11 protein-coding genes and 1 pseudogene are annotated in these 15,981 nt (G+C 67.5%); 6 read left to right on the top strand and 6 right to left on the bottom strand.

Annotation, left to right across the window (positions count from 1 at the left end; genetic code table 11):
- Together DK459_RS30980 and DK459_RS11670 are read left to right on the top strand one after the other, a co-directional pair.
- Positions 1–339 (top strand): annotated as a pseudogene (locus DK459_RS30980) (hypothetical protein); the annotation flags it as partial.
- 113 nt (positions 340–452) lie between these two features.
- The gene (locus DK459_RS11670) at positions 453–647 is read left to right on the top strand and encodes a putative motility protein (RefSeq protein WP_006387491.1); all 195 of its coding nucleotides are present in this window, start codon (positions 453–455) and stop codon (positions 645–647) included.
- 138 nt (positions 648–785) lie between these two features.
- Here the strand turns inward: DK459_RS11670 and DK459_RS11665 are convergent, their stop codons facing one another.
- The 5 genes from DK459_RS11665 to aceE form a co-directional block, all read right to left on the bottom strand.
- Positions 786–1,694, bottom strand: coding sequence for a LysR family transcriptional regulator (locus DK459_RS11665; protein ID WP_047992766.1), 909 nt, complete (start codon positions 1,692–1,694; stop codon positions 786–788).
- 156 nt (positions 1,695–1,850) lie between these two features.
- Entirely contained in the window at positions 1,851–2,624 is a 774-nt protein-coding gene (locus DK459_RS11660) for an SDR family oxidoreductase (protein WP_006387489.1), read from the bottom strand.
- Between the two features lie 267 nt (positions 2,625–2,891).
- Positions 2,892–4,664 carry a dihydrolipoyl dehydrogenase gene (lpdA, locus tag DK459_RS11655; RefSeq protein ID WP_006387488.1) on the bottom strand — a complete coding sequence of 591 codons (1,773 nt, stop codon included), beginning with the start codon at positions 4,662–4,664 and terminating at the stop codon, positions 2,892–2,894.
- Positions 4,665–4,676: 12 nt separating this feature from the next.
- Complete coding sequence (aceF, locus tag DK459_RS11650; protein ID WP_024068619.1) at positions 4,677–6,344, bottom strand: dihydrolipoyllysine-residue acetyltransferase; 1,668 nt, start codon at positions 6,342–6,344, stop codon at positions 4,677–4,679.
- A 12-nt stretch (positions 6,345–6,356) separates the two neighbouring features.
- Positions 6,357–9,065, bottom strand: a complete 2,709-nt coding sequence (gene aceE / locus DK459_RS11645; RefSeq protein ID WP_006387485.1) for a pyruvate dehydrogenase (acetyl-transferring), homodimeric type — start codon at positions 9,063–9,065, stop codon at positions 6,357–6,359.
- 432 nt (positions 9,066–9,497) lie between these two features.
- Here aceE and DK459_RS11640 point away from each other — a divergent pair, with 432 nt between their 5' ends.
- The 4 genes from DK459_RS11640 (at position 9,498) to DK459_RS11625 (ending at position 15,066) form a co-directional block, all read left to right on the top strand.
- Complete coding sequence (locus DK459_RS11640; RefSeq protein WP_020927319.1) at positions 9,498–11,252, top strand: PAS domain S-box protein; 1,755 nt, start codon at positions 9,498–9,500, stop codon at positions 11,250–11,252.
- Positions 11,249–11,875 (top strand): response regulator transcription factor, encoded by a 627-nt coding sequence (locus tag DK459_RS11635; protein ID WP_006219003.1) that lies wholly within the window; start codon positions 11,249–11,251, stop codon positions 11,873–11,875. The genes DK459_RS11640 and DK459_RS11635 overlap by 4 nt, the downstream gene beginning before the upstream one ends.
- 55 nt (positions 11,876–11,930) lie before the next feature.
- Complete coding sequence (gene folD / locus DK459_RS11630) at positions 11,931–12,782, top strand: bifunctional methylenetetrahydrofolate dehydrogenase/methenyltetrahydrofolate cyclohydrolase FolD (protein WP_020927317.1); 852 nt, start codon at positions 11,931–11,933, stop codon at positions 12,780–12,782.
- 217 nt (positions 12,783–12,999) lie between these two features.
- On the top strand, positions 13,000–15,066 hold the full coding sequence (locus tag DK459_RS11625) for a M3 family metallopeptidase (protein WP_110134734.1): 2,067 nt from the start codon (positions 13,000–13,002) through the stop codon (positions 15,064–15,066).
- 59 nt (positions 15,067–15,125) lie between these two features.
- On the opposite strand, the gene DK459_RS11620 is transcribed toward DK459_RS11625, so the two are convergent.
- Entirely contained in the window at positions 15,126–15,857 is a 732-nt protein-coding gene (locus DK459_RS11620; RefSeq protein ID WP_081004612.1) for a bifunctional 2-polyprenyl-6-hydroxyphenol methylase/3-demethylubiquinol 3-O-methyltransferase UbiG, read from the bottom strand.
- Positions 15,858–15,981 lie beyond the last annotated feature (124 nt).

Below are 15,981 nucleotides of genomic sequence, written 5' to 3'. Positions count from 1 at the left end.
CCCCCTTCCGCCGCGCCGTCGCCTGACGACGCCGCGCCGACGCCGCACACCCAGGGCCAGTCCGCCGCGAGCGCGGCGCCCGCCGCAGCCGCCATCCCGGCCCGCGAAGGCGCCGCTCCGCACGCGGACAGCCCCGCCATGCCCAAGCCCACGTTGCGCATCACCGAGATTCCCGCCGAGAATCCGCATGCCTGGGTCGACAACCTGAAAGCCGAACTGGCGCGCTGCGCCACGCTGGGTTTTTTCGAACGCCCCGATTGCGCCTGGGCGGCGCGCAAGCAGTATTGCGGCCCGAACCAGGGCTGGGGCGCCGTCAAGGAATGTCCGGCCCAACCCTGACCCTGCGCAATCTTCGTCCGAGAATTTCAGCGCGAGACGTTGAAGTACGCAATAATCACGCATAATCCATCTGTCCCGGACGCCGTCCGGCAAGCCTCACAGGACTCCCCACCATGGATCTTTCCGTCAGCAACACCGTGAACACCGGCCTGGCCATGCGTGATGCGCAGCTGATGCAGGAAGTCCAGGCCCGCGTCACCAAGAAAGCCATCAACGCCCAGGCCGACACGGTCGCCACGCTGATGCAGTCCCTGCCGGTCGTCGCCATCGACGGCAAGATCGGCACCCGCATCAATACCCAGGCATAAATCGCCCAGGCGCGCGGCAACGATTGCCGCGCTCCCTTCGCTTTGGCGCGCCCTCTTCGTGCGCAGCCCTTCGCGCCGCCTTTTCGCGCCGCCCTCTCGCGCCCCCTTTCGCCTCCCTGTCAGCCCCGGCTCACGCCGTCAGGCCTCCAGGTGCCTGCGCATCAATTCCTCGAACCACTCCAGGAACACCGCCAACCGGCGCGAACGCTGCCGCCGGTGCGGATACAGCAATGCCACCGGCATGGGCGCGGCGCGATGCGCCGGCATGACTTCCACCAGTTCGCCCGCTTCCAGCAGGTCCTGCACGTCGAAGCGCGGAATCTGGATCAGCCCCAGGCCCGCCAGGCAGCAGGCGATATAGCTTTCGGCGTTGTTCACCACCACCCGGCTGGGCACCGCGATGAGCTGGCGGCCGCCGTCGTCGGCCACCACCTCCCAGGGTAGTTCGCGCCCCGTGGTGGGCGAGGCGTAGCCCACCATCCAATGCCCCGCCGGCAATTCGTCCGGCGCATGGGGCACGCCCTGGTCGCGCAGATAGGCGGGACTGGCGCAATTGACCAGGCCGATATTGCCCAGCGGCCGCGACACCAGGCTGCTGTCGTGCAGCGCGCCGACGCGCACCGCGCAGTCGACGCCTTCCTGGATCAGGTCGATGGCGCGGTCGCTGGACCCCAGCGCCAGTTGCAACCGGGGGTGGCGCCGCAGCAGGCCCGGCAGCGCCGGCGCCACCAGGCGGCGCGCGATGCGGCTGGGCACATCGACGTTGAGCCGGCCGGACACCTGGCGCTGGCTTTGCTGGAACAGGTGGTCGATGTCCTCGACTTCGGACAGCAGCGGCCGCAAGCGCTCCAGCAACTGGGCGCCATCGGCGGTCAGGCGCACCTGGCGCGTGGTCCGGTGCAGCAGTCGCGCGCCCAGTTGCGCTTCCAGCTGCTGGACGGCGGCCGAGACGGAAGCGCGCGGCAACTCCAGCGCGTTGGCGGCCTTGATGAAACTGCCCATCTCCGCCACTTGCGCGAAGACGCGATACTGTTCGAACCTGTCCATGCTCCCCCGGTTTGCGGCAGTGCCGGCGGCACCCCGCCGCCCGTGACAGCATAGCCGCTCCGGCAGCCGTCGCGGGCATCCGACGGCGGCTTCGCCCGCACGCGTCGCCAGGCACGCCCCAAACCGGCGCGCGAGCGGCGGCCCGGGGCTCGATGGTTACTTGGTGGTGTAGCCGCCGTTGATCAGGATGGTCTGGCCTGTGATCCACCAACCGTCGCTGACCAGGTGGCGGATGAACGGCACCACGTCCTCGATGTCGGTCAGGCCGGTCTTGGAGAACGGGGACAGCGCGGCGGCGGTCTTGTGGTACGCCACCGCGTCGGCGCCTTCGGCCGGATAGAAGAACGGCGTATCCATCGGGCCCGGCCCGACCGCCGTGACCGAGATGCCGCGCGCGCCGAACTCCTTGGAGGCCGCGCGGGTGTAGTGCTCGACCGGCGCCTTGGTGCCGGCATAGGCGGCGTAGAACGGCGTGAACGCGCCCAGCAGCGAGGTCACCAGGGTGCAGACCTTGCCGTTGTCGTTGACGTGGCGGCCAGCCTCTTTCAGGAAGAAGAAGGCCGTCTTGGCGTTGACCGCGCTCATCTCGTCGTACTCGGCCTCGCTGATCTCGGTCAGCGGCTTCTTCAAGACCTTGCCGACGGTATTGATGGCGATGTCGGGCCGGCCCACCGCCGCCACCGCGTCGGCGAACAGCTTCTCGACCGCGCCGGCGGTGGTCAGGTCGGCCTGCAGCGCCACCGCCTTGGCGCCGGCGGCCTGGATCGCGGCCACGGTGGCGTCGGCGTCTGCCTTGGACGCCGCGCTGTTGTAGTGGATGGCGACGGCCTTGGCGCCGTGCTGCGCCAGGTCACGGGCGATCAGGCCGCCCAGGTTCTTGGCGCCCCCGGCGATCAGTACGACTTTGCCCTTGATGGAATGGTCTGCCATGGAAAATCTCCCGCATGTGTCGATGGAGATTCGATTCTAGGCAGCCGCGCGGGCCGGATCAGCCGGGTGCGACCGGATAGATTATCCAGAAAACCGTACCAATCATGGCCCGGCCGGCGGGTGGTTCGCGGCTCGCGCCTCGCCCTGCGCGCAGTGATCGCGGGCGTCACGGCAAGGGGACCCCAATGAAAACAGCCCGAAGGCCGTTGGGCGCTTCGGGCTGCGGTGCCGGCGTCCGGATCCGAAGATCCGGCAAGCCACGGCGATCTACTTCTTCTTCATCGGCGGCAGGTCGGTGCACACGCCTTCGGCCACTTCGGCCGCCATGCCCACCGATTCACCCAGCGTCGGGTGCGGGTGGATGGTCTTGGCGATGTCGATGACGTCCGCGCCCATTTCCACGGCCAGCGCCACTTCGCTGATCAGGTCGCCGGCATGGGTGCCGACGATGCCGCCGCCCAGGATGCGGTGCGTCTCGGCGTCGAACAGCAGCTTGGTGAAGCCTTCGTCGCGGCCGTTGGCGATGGCGCGGCCGGAGGCGGCCCACGGGAACACGCCCTTCTCGACCTTGATGCCCTGCTTCCTGGCTTCGTCTTCGGTCAGGCCGACCCAAGCCACTTCCGGATCGGTGTAGGCCACCGACGGAATCACGCGGGCGTCGAAGAACGACTTCTGGCCGGCGGCGGCTTCGGCCGCCACGTGGCCTTCATGCACCGCCTTGTGCGCCAGCATCGGCTGGCCGACGATGTCGCCGATGGCGAAGATGTGCGGCACGTTGGTGCGCATCTGGCGATCGACCTCGATGAAACCGCGGTCGGTCACGGCCACGCCCGCCTTGTCGGCGCCGATCTTCTTGCCGTTGGGGCTGCGGCCCACGGCCTGGAGCACCAGGTCGTAGCGCTGCGGTTCCTTCGGCGCGCCCTCGCCCTCGAAGGTGACGTAGATGCCGTCTTTCCTGGCTTCCGCGCCGACCGTCTTGGTCTTGAGCATGATGTTGTCGAAGCGGCCGGCGTTCTTCTTCTGCCAGACCTTGACCAGGTCGCGGTCGGCGCCCTGCATCAGGCCGTCCAGCATTTCCACCACGTCCAGGCGCGCGCCCAGCGTGGAATACACCGTGCCCATTTCCAGGCCGATGATGCCGCCGCCGATGATCAGCATCTTCTTGGGGATTTCACGCAGCAGCAAGGCGCCGGTGGAATCGACGATGCGCTCGTCCTGCGGCAGGAACGGCAGCTTCACCGACTGGCTGCCGGCGGCGATGATGGCCTGCTTGAAGCGGATGGTCTGCGACTTGCCGTCGGCGCCCTTGACCGCCAGGTGGTTGGCATCGGCGAATTCGCCCACGCCGGTCACCACGGTGACCTTGCGCGCCTTGGCCATGCCGGCCAGGCCGCCGGTCAGCTTGGCGACCACGCTGTCCTTGTAGCCGCGCAGCTTGTCCAGGTCGATCTTGGGCTCGCCGAAGCTGATGCCGTGGGCGGCCAGCTCGCGCGCCTCGTCGATGATGGCGGCGTTGTGCAGCAGCGCCTTGGACGGGATGCAGCCCACGTTCAGGCAGACGCCGCCCAGCGTGGCGTAGCGTTCGACCAGCACCACGGACAGGCCGAGGTCGGCGGCGCGGAAGGCGGCCGAATAGCCGCCGGGGCCCGCGCCCAGCACCAGCATGTCGTATTCGGCGTCGGCCGAGCCCTTGAAGGTCGCGGCGGCGGGGGCCGCTGCGGCCGGCTTGGCCTCGGCCTTGGGGGCTTCGGCCTTCGGCGCGTCAGCCTTGGGCGCTTGCTTGGCGGCCGGTGCGGCGTCGGACGCCTCGACTTCCAGGACCACCGAGCCTTCGGCGACCTTGTCGCCGACCTTGACGTTGATGGACTTGACCACGCCGCCCGTGGAGGCGGGAATTTCCATCGAGGCCTTGTCGGACTCGACCGTGATCAGGCTCTGCTCGGCCTTGATCGTATCGCCCACGGCGACCAGCACCTCGATGACCTCGACTTCCTTGAAGTCACCGATGTCCGGCACTTTGATTTGAACGGTATTGCTCATGGGGCTCCCCGTTTACAGCGCGATGCGGCGGAAGTCGGCCAGCAAGGCGCCGAGATAGGCGTTGAAGCGGGCAGCGGCGGCGCCGTCGATGACGCGGTGGTCATAGGACAGCGACAGCGGCACGATCAGGCGCGGCACGAACTGCTTGCCGTCCCAGACGGGCTTGTGCGACGAACGCGACACGCCCAGGATGGCCACTTCGGGCGCATTGATGATGGGCGTGAACGACGTGCCGCCGATACCGCCCAGCGACGAGATCGAGAAGCAGCCGCCCTGCATTTCGGCGGGCGAGATCTTGCCTTCGCGCGCCTTCTTGGACAGGTCGGTCATTTCCTGGGCGATCTGCAGGATGCCCTTCTTGTCGGCATCGCGGATCACCGGCACCACCAGCCCGTTGGGCGTATCGGCGGCAAAGCCGATGTGGTAGTACTGCTTGAGCACCAGGTTGTCGCCGTCCAGCGAGGCGTTGAACTCGGGGAACTTCTTCAGGGCCGCGACCACGGCCTTGATCAGGAAGGCCAGCATCGTGACCTTGATGCCCGACTTCTCGTTTTCCTTGTTCAGCGTGACGCGCAGCGCTTCCAGGTCGGTGATGTCCGCTTCGTCGTTGTTGGTGACGTGCGGGATCATGACCCAGTTGCGGTGCAGGTTCGCGCCGGAGATCTTCTTGATGCGCGACAGCGGCTTGGCTTCGATCGGGCCGAACTTGGTGAAGTCGACCTTGGGCCACGGCAGCAGGCCCAGCGCGGCGCCATCGGCCGAACCGCCGGCGGCGGCCGGGGCGGCGCCCGAGGCCAGCGCGGTCTTGACGAAACCGCGCACGTCGTCGGCGGTGATGCGGTCCTTGGGACCGGTGCCCTTGACCTTGCTCAGGTTCACGCCCAGTTCGCGGGCGAACTTGCGCACCGACGGCGAGGCGTGCGGCAGCTGGCCGGGCTTGAGGTTGGCGTCTTCCAGCGCGGCGGCCGGGGCCGGGCGCGAGCCGACGGCGGGCGTGGCCGGGGCCGCGGGCGCTTCCGCCTTGGCGGCCGGGGCTTCCGACCTGGCCGGCGCGGCTTCGGCGTTGGCGGCCGGCGCGGCCGCGGCGGCGGGCGCGCTGCCTTCAACCACGACCACGACCGAGCCCTTGGCGACCTTGTCGCCGACCTTGACCTTCACTTCCTTGACCACCCCGCCCTGCGAGGCCGGGATCTCCATCGAGGCCTTGTCGGACTCGACGGTGATCAGGCTCTGCTCGGCCTTGATCGTGTCGCCCACGGCGACCATGACTTCGATGACTTCCACTTCCTTGAAGTCGCCGATGTCCGGCACTTCGATCTCGACCGGACCGCTGCTGGCGGCCGGCGCGGCGGCCTCGGCCTTGGCGGCGGGCGCGGCGGCGGCAGCCTGCCTGGGCGCCTCGGCCTTGGGTTCTTCCTTGGCGGCCGGGGCGGCGGCGTCGGCCGCTTCCACCTCGAGCACCACGGCGCCTTCGGCGACCTTGTCGCCGACCTTGACCGCGATCGACTTCACCACCCCGCCCTGCGAGGCGGGGATTTCCATCGAGGCCTTGTCGGATTCGACGGTAATCAGGCTCTGCTCGGCCTTGATCGTGTCGCCCACCGCCACCAGCACTTCAATGACTTCCACTTCCTTGAAGTCGCCGATGTCGGGAACCTTGATTTGCACGACGTTGCTCATGTCTCTTTACCCTCAGGCGTATTGCGGGTTGGCTTTGTTCGGGTTGATGCCGTACTTCTTGATGGCTTCGGCCACCTTGGCAACCGGCACCTTGCCTTCGTCGGCCAGCGCGCGCAGCGCGGCGACCACGACGAAGTGGCGGTCCACTTCGAAGTGCTCGCGCAGCTTGGCGCGGAAATCCGAACGGCCGAAACCGTCGGTGCCCAGCACCTTGTATTCGCGGCCCTTGGGCACGAACGGACGGATCTGGTCCGCAAACAGCTTCATGTAGTCGGTCGACGCGATGATCGGGCCTTCCGTCTTGGCCAGCTGCTCCGTGACGTAGGCCACCTGCGGCTTCTTCTCGTCGGGGTGCAGCATGTTGTGGCGCTCGGCGTCCAGGCCGTTGCGGCGCAGTTCGGTGAAGCTGGTGACGCTCCACAGGTCCGAGGCCACGCCCCAGTCGGCTTCCAGCAGTTCCTGGGCCGCCATGACTTCGCGCAGGATCGTGCCCGAGCCCATCAGCTGCACGCGGTTCTTGCCCTTGCCGTGCGACTTGAGCTTGTACATGCCCTTGATGATGCCTTCCTCGTCGCCGGCGGTCAGGCCAGGCTGCGGGTAGTTTTCGTTCATCACCGTCAGGTAGTAGTAGACGTTTTCCTGGTCTTCCACCATGCGCTTGAGGCCATGCTGGATGATCACGGCCAGTTCGTGGCCGAAGGTCGGGTCGTACGAGACGCAGTTGGGGATGGTCGAAGCCAGGATGTGGCTGTGGCCGTCTTCGTGCTGCAGGCCTTCGCCGTTGAGCGTGGTGCGCCCGGCGGTGCCGCCCAAGAGGAAGCCGCGCGCCTGCATGTCGCCGGCCGCCCAGGCCAGGTCGCCGATGCGCTGGAACCCGAACATCGAGTAGTAGATGAAGAACGGGATCATGATGCGGTTGTTCGAGGAGTACGACGTGGCCGCCGCGATCCACGAGCTCATCGCGCCCGCTTCGTTGATGCCTTCCTGCAGGAGCTGGCCGTCGGCCGCTTCCTTGTAGTACATGACCTGGTCCTTGTCGACCGGGGTGTACTTCTGGCCTTCCGGCGCGTAGATGCCGATCTGGCGGAACAGGCCTTCCATGCCGAAGGTGCGCGATTCGTCCGCCAGGATCGGCACGACGCGCGGACCCAGCTGCTTGTCGCGCAGCACCTGGTTCAGGATGCGCACGAAGGCCTGGGTGGTGGAGATCTCACGGCCTTCGGCGGTGGGTTCCAACACGGCCTTGAAGGCGTCCAGCGCCGGCGCCTTGAGCTGTTCGTCGGCCTTGGCGCGGCGGCGCGGCAGGTAGCCGCCCAGCGCGGCGCGGCGCTCGTGCAGGTACTTCATTTCGGGCGAGTCGTCGGCCGGCTTGAAGTACGGCAGGTCGGCCAGCTTGTCGTCCGGGATGGGGATGCCGAAGCGGTCGCGGAATTCGCGGATCGAGTCCAGTTCCAGCTTCTTCTGCTGGTGGGTCGGGTTCTTGGCCTGGCCCACGTGGCCCATGCCGTAGCCCTTGATGGTCTTGGCCAGGATCACGGTCGGCTGGCCTTCATGCTTGGAGGCGGCGTCGAACGCGGCGTAGACCTTGTGCGGATCGTGGCCGCCACGGTTCAGGCGCCAGATGTCTTCGTCGCTCATGCGCGACACGGCTTCCAGCAGCTTGGGGTGCTTGCCGAAGAAATGCTCGCGCACGAACTTGCCGTCGTTGGCCTTGTACGCCTGGTACTCGCCGTCGACGGTTTCTTCCATGATCTTGCGCAGGATGCCTTCCTTGTCGTGCGCCAGCAGCGGATCCCAGTAGCCGCCCCAGATCAGCTTGATCACGTTCCAGCCCGAACCGCGGAAGTCGCCTTCCAGTTCCTGGATGATCTTGCCGTTGCCGCGCACCGGGCCGTCCAGGCGCTGCAGGTTGCAGTTGATGACGAAGATCAGGTTGTCGAGCTTTTCACGGGCCGCCAGGGCGATGGCGCCGAGCGACTCGGGTTCGTCCATTTCGCCGTCGCCGCAGAACACCCAGACCTTGCGCTTGCTGGTGTCGGCGATGCCGCGGGCGTGCAGGTACTTGAGGAAACGGGCCTGGTAGATGGCCATCAGCGGGCCCAGGCCCATCGACACCGTGGGGAACTGCCAGAAGTCCGGCATCAGCTTCGGATGCGGGTACGAGGACAGGCCCTTGCCGTCCACTTCCTGGCGGAAGTGGTTCAGCTGGTCTTCGGTCAGGCGGCCTTCGAGGTAGGCGCGGCCGTACATGCCGGGCGAGGTGTGGCCCTGGAAGTAGACCAGGTCGCCGCCGTGGTTTTCGTCTTCGGCGTGCCAGAAGTGGTTCTGGCCGCAGCCGATCATGGTGGCCAGCGAGGCGAACGAGGCGATGTGGCCGCCCAGGTCGCCGCCGTCCGGCGGATTGTGCTTGTTGGCCTTGACCACCATGGCCATGGCGTTCCAGCGCACGTACGAGCGGATGCGCGATTCCAGTTCCAGGTTGCCCGGGTGCGCCGGCTCCAGGCCGGGCGGAATCGTGTTGACGTAAGCGGTATTCGGCGAGAACGGGATGTGGGCGCCGGAACGACGGGCTTCGTCGATCAGGCGTTCCAGCAGGTAGTGCGCGCGCTGCGGTCCTTCGCGATCAAGGACTGCCGCCAGGGCTTCGAGCCACTCCTGGGTTTCTAGGGTGTCTTCGTCGTTGGCAGCCTGCACGGCGCCAGCCTGGGCGAAAGAGGACATCGTGTGTCTCCTGTTGGGGTTCGTTCGTGACCGCACCCGCTTATTTATCTACTCGCGGACATGCCATGGTAGTCGGGATCATCCGGGCTACCATGCCATGCATGGGTCGGGGTGTTGTGCTAGAGACCAGCTACTCGGGAGCGGTTTCCCTATCAGCCGGCATTCTAAGAAAGAAGATTAACCGGTCGCAAGGAAAATTTCATGTTGCGGTACGGCATTTCATAATGCGAAAACATGAACAGAAGCTTAAAGCGATATTCCCCACTTTTTTAGCCGATCATCCGCCTGTCCGGCTTGATTCCCGGCAATTCCGTTCCGACACGCATTAAAATGCCCCCCACGCCGCGCCTTCGGCTTGCAGCCCCGCGGGGCCGTTTTCATCTTGAGGCGGCCCGGCGATGAAAAATGCCCGGCCTATCCGGCCCGAACTCCATGTCCAGCGCGCCCAAGTCCAATATACCCACGCCGTTCCACGACCACGCCCGCACGCGCCGACGCGGGGTGTACTGGGTCACGCCCGCGATGGTGCTGATCCTCTATATCTGTGTGATGGGGGTGTTCTTCTGGTTGCAGCGCATCCATGACGACAGCGTCATGTTCGTGACCATCGACCAGGAAATGCGGCAGCAGCGCCTGATCTGGGTGGTGCTGGCGCTGTCTTGCGTGATCGTCATCAGCCTGCTGATGCTGTGGCGCTATACACGCTTCCGTTCCGCCGCCGAGGCCGCCCTGATCGCCGAGACCGGCTTTCGCCGCGCCATGGAGAACTCCATGTCGACCGGCATGCGCGTGCTGGACATGGAAGGCCGCATCGCCTACGTCAATCCGGCCTTCTGCCGCATGATCGGCTGGAACGAGGCCGACCTGATCGGCCGCAGCCCGCCCTTCCCCTACTGGGTGCCGGGCCGCCATGAACAGCACCAGCACACCCTGGACGTGCTGATGTCCGGCAAGACGCCCAGCAGCGGCCTGGAAGTCGAGGCCCAGCGCCGCGACGGCTCGCGCTTCACGGCGCGCATGTACGTATCGCCGCTGCTGGACCCCAACGGCAACCAGATCGGCTGGATGACGTCGATGACCGACATCACCGAGCCCAAGCGCATCCGCGAGGCCCTGACCGCCGCGCACGAGCGCTTCATGACGGTGCTGGAAGGCCTGGACGACGCCATCTCGGTCACCGCCGACACCCACGACGGCCTGGAGCTGCTGTTCGCCAACCGCACCTACCGCCGCGTGTTCGGCGCCCAGACCGGCGGCCATGACGAGCTGCTGGCCGGCCGCCGCGGCCGCTTCACGGATGAATCCGTGGAAGTCTTCGCGCCCTCGGTGCAGCGCTGGTTCGAAGTGCACCACCGCATGCTGGCCTGGACCGACGGCCGCCGCGTGCGCATGCAGGTGGCGCGCGACATCACCGAGCGCCGCACCCACGAAGAAGCCTCGCGCGTGCAGCAGGAAAAGATCCAGCTCACCAGCCGCCTGACCACCATGGGCGAGATGGCCTCGTCGCTGGCGCACGAACTGAACCAGCCGCTGACCGCCATCGCCAACTACAGCATGGGCGCGGTGGCCCTGGTCAAGGCCGGCCACACCAGCCCCAACATGCTGCTGCCGGCGCTGGAGAAGGCCGCCTCGCAGGCCGAGCGCGCCGGCAAGATCATCAGCCGCATCCGCGAATTCGTGAAGCGCAGCGAGCCGCGCCGCCAGCGCGTGGCGATCGGCCGCATCGTCGACAACGCCATCGGTTTCGCCGAGATCGACGCCCGCAAGCGCCGCATCCGCATCGACAGCTTCGTGCCGTCGAATGCGCCGGACGTGCTGGCCGACCCGATCCTGATCGAACAGGTGCTGCTGAACCTGCTCAAGAACGGCCTGGAAGCCATGGAAAAGAGCGAGTCCGACGAGCTCAAGGTGGCCGTGATCCTGCACGAGCAGCACATCGAGGTGGCGGTGGTCGACCGTGGCCACGGCCTGGCCGAGCCGGAACGCCTGTTCGAACCCTTCTTCAGCACCAAGACCCAGGGCCTGGGCATGGGGCTGAATATCTGCCGTACCATTATCGAATCGCACCACGGCCGCCTGTGGGCGGACCCGAACCCCGCCGGCGGTACTATTTTCCGCTTTACCCTGCCCTGCGCTGCGTCCCAGACGCAGGCCCAGAATGACCAGTCAGAGGAGTTGCACGCATGAACACGCCCCACCTGTCGAGCACGGTATTCATTGTTGATGACGACGAAGCGGTCCGCGATTCGCTGCGCTGGCTGCTTGAAGCCAACGGCTACCGCGTCCGCGCCTACGCCAGCGGCGAGTCGTTCCTGGAAGACTACGACGCCAGCCAGATCGGCGTGCTGATCGCCGACGTGCGCATGCCCGGCATGAGCGGCCTGGAGCTGCAGGAACAGCTGATCGCCCGCAACGCCCCCCTGCCCATCGTCTTCATCACCGGCCACGGCGACGTGCCGATGGCCGTGTCGACCATGAAGAAGGGCGCCGTCGACTTCCTCGAGAAGCCGTTCAACGAATCCGATCTGCGCGAAATCGTGGCGCGCATGCTGGAGCAGGCCACGCAGCGCGTGAGCAAGCACCAGGCCCAGAAAGACCACGAAGCCATGCTGGCGCGCCTGACCGCGCGCGAGCAGCAGGTGCTGGAGCGCATCGTCGCCGGCCGCTTGAACAAGCAGATCGCCGACGACCTGGGCATCAGCATCAAGACCGTCGAGGCGCACCGCGCCAATATCATGGAAAAACTTGAAGTGACCACCGTTGCCGATCTGATGAAAGTGGCCCTGGCCAAACCCGAGGCACACGCATGAGCCGCCGGGCCGTTCCCAAGGCGAATACCGTAGCGCACCGCGCGGAGGTTGCCTGATGTCCGCCAGGATCATTGACGGCGCCGCCCTGTCGCAGCGCATTCGCGAAGAAGTCGCCCAACGCGTCGCCGCGCTGGCCGCCAAGGGCACCCGCCCCGGCCTGGCCGTGGTGCTGGTGGGCGAAGACCCCGCCTCCCAGGTGTACGTGCGCAACAAGGTCGCGGCGTGCGAAAAGGCCGGCCTGCATTCCGTCAAGGAGCAGTACCCCGCCGACATGACCGAGGCCGAACTGCTGGCCCGCATCGACAAGCTGAACCGCGATCCGTCCATCCACGGCATCCTGGTGCAGCTGCCGCTGCCCAAGCACATGGACGCGCACAAGGTCATCGAGGCCATCGCCGCCGAGAAGGACGTGGACGGCTTCCACGTCAGCAACGCCGGCCTGCTGATGACCGGCCAGCCGCTGTTCCGCCCCTGCACGCCCTATGGCGTCATGAAGATGCTGGAATCGGAAGGCGTGGCCCTGCGCGGCGCCGAGGCCGTGATCGTCGGCGCCAGCAACATCGTCGGCAAGCCCATGGCCATGCTGCTGCTGGCCGCCGGCGCCACCATCACCATCTGCAACTCCAAGACGCGCGACCTGGCGGCCCAGACCCGCCGCGCCGACGTGCTGGTGGTGGCCACCGGCAAGCCCGGCATGATCGACGGCTCGATGATCAAGCCCGGCGCGGTCGTCATCGACGTGGGCATCAACCGCGGCGCCGACGGCAAGCTGTGCGGCGACGTCGACTTCGCCTCCGCCAGCCAGGTGGCCGGCGCCATCACGCCCGTGCCGGGCGGTGTCGGCCCCATGACCATCGCCATGCTGCTGGTCAACACCGTCGAAGCGGCGGAACGGGCCGCGGCCTGAAGACCGGTCCCGCGCCCCGCTGTGGCACCCTTGTGGGTTTGCCCCGCGCCCTTCCGGGGGACGGGGGCAAACCCACAGTCGTCTCTGGGCGTGGTGCGCGAGACCGGGCGCGCCCAGGGCCTGCCCTTGCTTTTCGGCCTGCCGCCCCAACCTGATCCTTATGCCTGCCGGCGCGCTCGCGTGCTGCCCGCCCTCCTCTCACGCTATTGGTAACACCATGACCCAGAATCCCCTGCTCGCCCCCGTCTCAGAACTGGTCGACTACCAGGCGGTCAAGCCCGCCCACGTGGTGCCCGCCATCGAGGAACTGCTGGGCATCGCCCGCCAGGCCGTGGACCGCGCCGCCGATCCGGCGCTGGCGCCCACCTGGGAAGCCGTGGTCGAGCCGCTGGATACCGCGTCCGAGCGGCTGTGGCGCGCCTGGTCGGTGGCCGGTCACCTGAACGCCGTGGTCAACACGCCCGAACTGCGCGAGGCCTACAACGCCGCGCTGCCGCTGGTGACCGAATTCTCGACCTGGGTCGGCCTGCACGAAGGCCTGTACCAGCAGTACCAGCGCCTGGCCGCCGCGCCCGATTTCGCGTCGTGGTCGCCGGTGCGCCGCCGCATCGTCGAGATGGCCCTGCGCGACTTCCGCCTGAGCGGCGTCGAACTGCGCGGCGCCGACCGCGAGCGCTACGCCGCCATTTCCGACCGCGAGGCGCAGGCCTCGCAGAAATTCTCCGAGAACGTGCTGGACGCCATCGACGCCTGGTCGCTGCTGATCGAGGACGAGGCCCGCCTGGCCGGCATTCCCGCCGACGTGCGGGCCGCCGCCCGCGCCGCCGCCGAGGAAGACGACCAGCCGGGCTGGAAGCTGACGCTGAAGATGCCCTGCTACCTGCCCGTCATGCAGTACGCGCAGGACCGCTCGCTGCGCGAGGCGCTGTACCGCGGCTACGGCACGGTGGCGTCGGAACAGGGCGACGCCCGGTTCGACAACTCGCCCCTGATCGAGGAACTGCTGTCGCTGCGCGCCGAGGAATCCGCCCTGCTGGGCCTGGGCACCTTCGCCGCGCTGCGGCTGCAGACGCGCATGGCGCGCGACGCCAAGGAAGTCACCACCTTCCTGCGCGACCTGGCCGCGCGCGCCAAACCGTATGCCCAGCGCGACCTGGCCGAGCTGAAGGCCTACGCCGCCGCCGAACTCGGCCTGGCCGAGCTGCAACCCTGGGACGTGGCCTATGCCTCCGAGCGCCTGCGCGAATCGCGCTACGCCTATTCCGAAGACGAGGTGAAGCAATACTTCACCGAACCGCGCGTGCTGTCCGGCCTGTTCGAGGTCATCGAGACGCTGTTCGACGTGCGCCTGGCGGAAACGCCGGTGTCGTCGTGGCATGCCGACGTGCGCGGCGTGCGCGTCGAAAGCCCCAAGGGCGACCTGATCGGCTACCTCTACCTGGACCTGTACGCCCGCGCCGGCAAGCAGAGCGGCGCCTGGGTCGACAGCGAGCGCACCCGCCGCGTGGTCGCCGGCCGCGTGCAGACGCCGATCGCCTACCTGACCTGCAATTTCTCGCGCCCCAACGGCGACCGCGCCGCCGTGCTGACGCACGATGACGTCATCACCCTGTTCCACGAAACCGGCCACGCCCTGCACGCGCTGCTGTCGGAAGTGGACGAGCCCGGCGCCGCCGCCTTCGCCAGCGTCGAATGGGACGCCATCGAACTGCCCTCGCAATTCATGGAGAACTTCTGCTGGGAATGGGCGGTGGTGCAGAAGCTGTCGGCCCACGTCGACAGCGGCGAACCGCTGCCGCGCGCGCTCTACGACCGCCTGGTCGCGGCCCGCAACTACCAGAGCGGCATGCAGACCGTGCGCCAGATCGAGTTCGCGCTGTTCGACATGCTGATGCACGACCGCGCCAAGGGCGCCAGCATCAGCGAAGTGCTGGCCCTGCTGCAGGAAGTGCGCGCCGAGGTCGCGGTGCTGTTCCCGCCCGCCTGGCACCGCCTGCCGCATGCCTTCTCGCACCTGTTCGCGGGCGGCTACGGCGCCGGCTACTACAGCTACAAGTGGGCCGAGGTGCTGTCCGCCGACGCCTACGAGGCATTTGAAGAAGCCGCGGCAAGGCAGGCCGGCAACGCCCTGGGCACGCTCGATCCGGCCACCGGCGCGCGTTTCCGCCGCGAAGTGCTGGCCGTCGGCGGCTCGCGCCCCGCCGCCGAATCGTTCGCCGCCTTCCGTGGCCGTGCCCCGCGCATCGACGCGCTGCTGCGCCACAGTGGCATGAGCGCGGGCTGATCGATTCGCGCATGATCCAGGGCCCGCTTGCGAGCGGGCCATTTTTTTGGCTGGCCGCGCTAGCGCTCCCCCGGCCGGCGCGCCGATACCACCAGCCAGTTCCCATGCACCGACGGTTCCGAACCGGCCTGGCGCCAGAAGTGGCGGCTGTCCTCGTCCTGCGCGTGTTTCAGGCGCGCCTGGCAATAGCGCCGCGCGGGCCAGGCCAGCAGATGATCGAGCCAGCGCCCTTGCCTGGTTTCGACCACGGAATGCAGGGTGATGTCGTGGAATCCATGATGCGCCAGCAATTGATGCAGCTGGGCAAAACCCAGGGGGAACAGCGCGCCTTCCGTGCGCGCCGCGGCGCTCCAGGGATCGACATGCACACCGCGCAGCAGCGCCCGCAGGCGGACCCGCACGCGGCCCGCGTTGGGCGTGGTCAGAACCAGCGTGCCGCCCGGGCGCAGCGCGTCATGAAAGCCGCGCACCAGCAGGCCGGGGTTGGACGCCAGGTGGATCGCTTCGCTGCAGACCACGGCATCGTAGGGCGCGGCCGCGGGCAGCGGCGTTTCGAGGTCATGCACGGTCAGGCGCCGGTAGCCATTGGCCGAGGCCGGCAACCCGGCCGGACCGATGCCATCGAGTTCGACATCGCGTCCGGTCGCCGGGCGCACCATGTCGCCCAGCCAGCCGCGATTGCAAGGCGCGTCCAGCACACGCCCCGCCAGGCGGCTGCGCAGGATGTCGAGCACCACGGGGTAATACGGGAAATAGGGATAGCCCAGCGCGTGGCTGGCCGCGGTGTTCATAGGGTGGCACCTCGCCGGTAACTGACAATATCCTGACTGTAGCTGTCAACAACCGTTCGCATGGCCCGATTTGCCACTTCTCCAACAATATTTCGACAAAGCTTCACAAGTGCGCCGCGCGCGC

Source organism: Achromobacter sp. RW408 (genome assembly GCF_003184165.1).
Lineage (GTDB): Bacteria > Pseudomonadota > Gammaproteobacteria > Burkholderiales > Burkholderiaceae_B > Achromobacter > Achromobacter xylosoxidans.
Note: the sequence above shows the minus strand (reverse complement) of the source record. Positions and strands in the feature narration are given on the sequence as shown.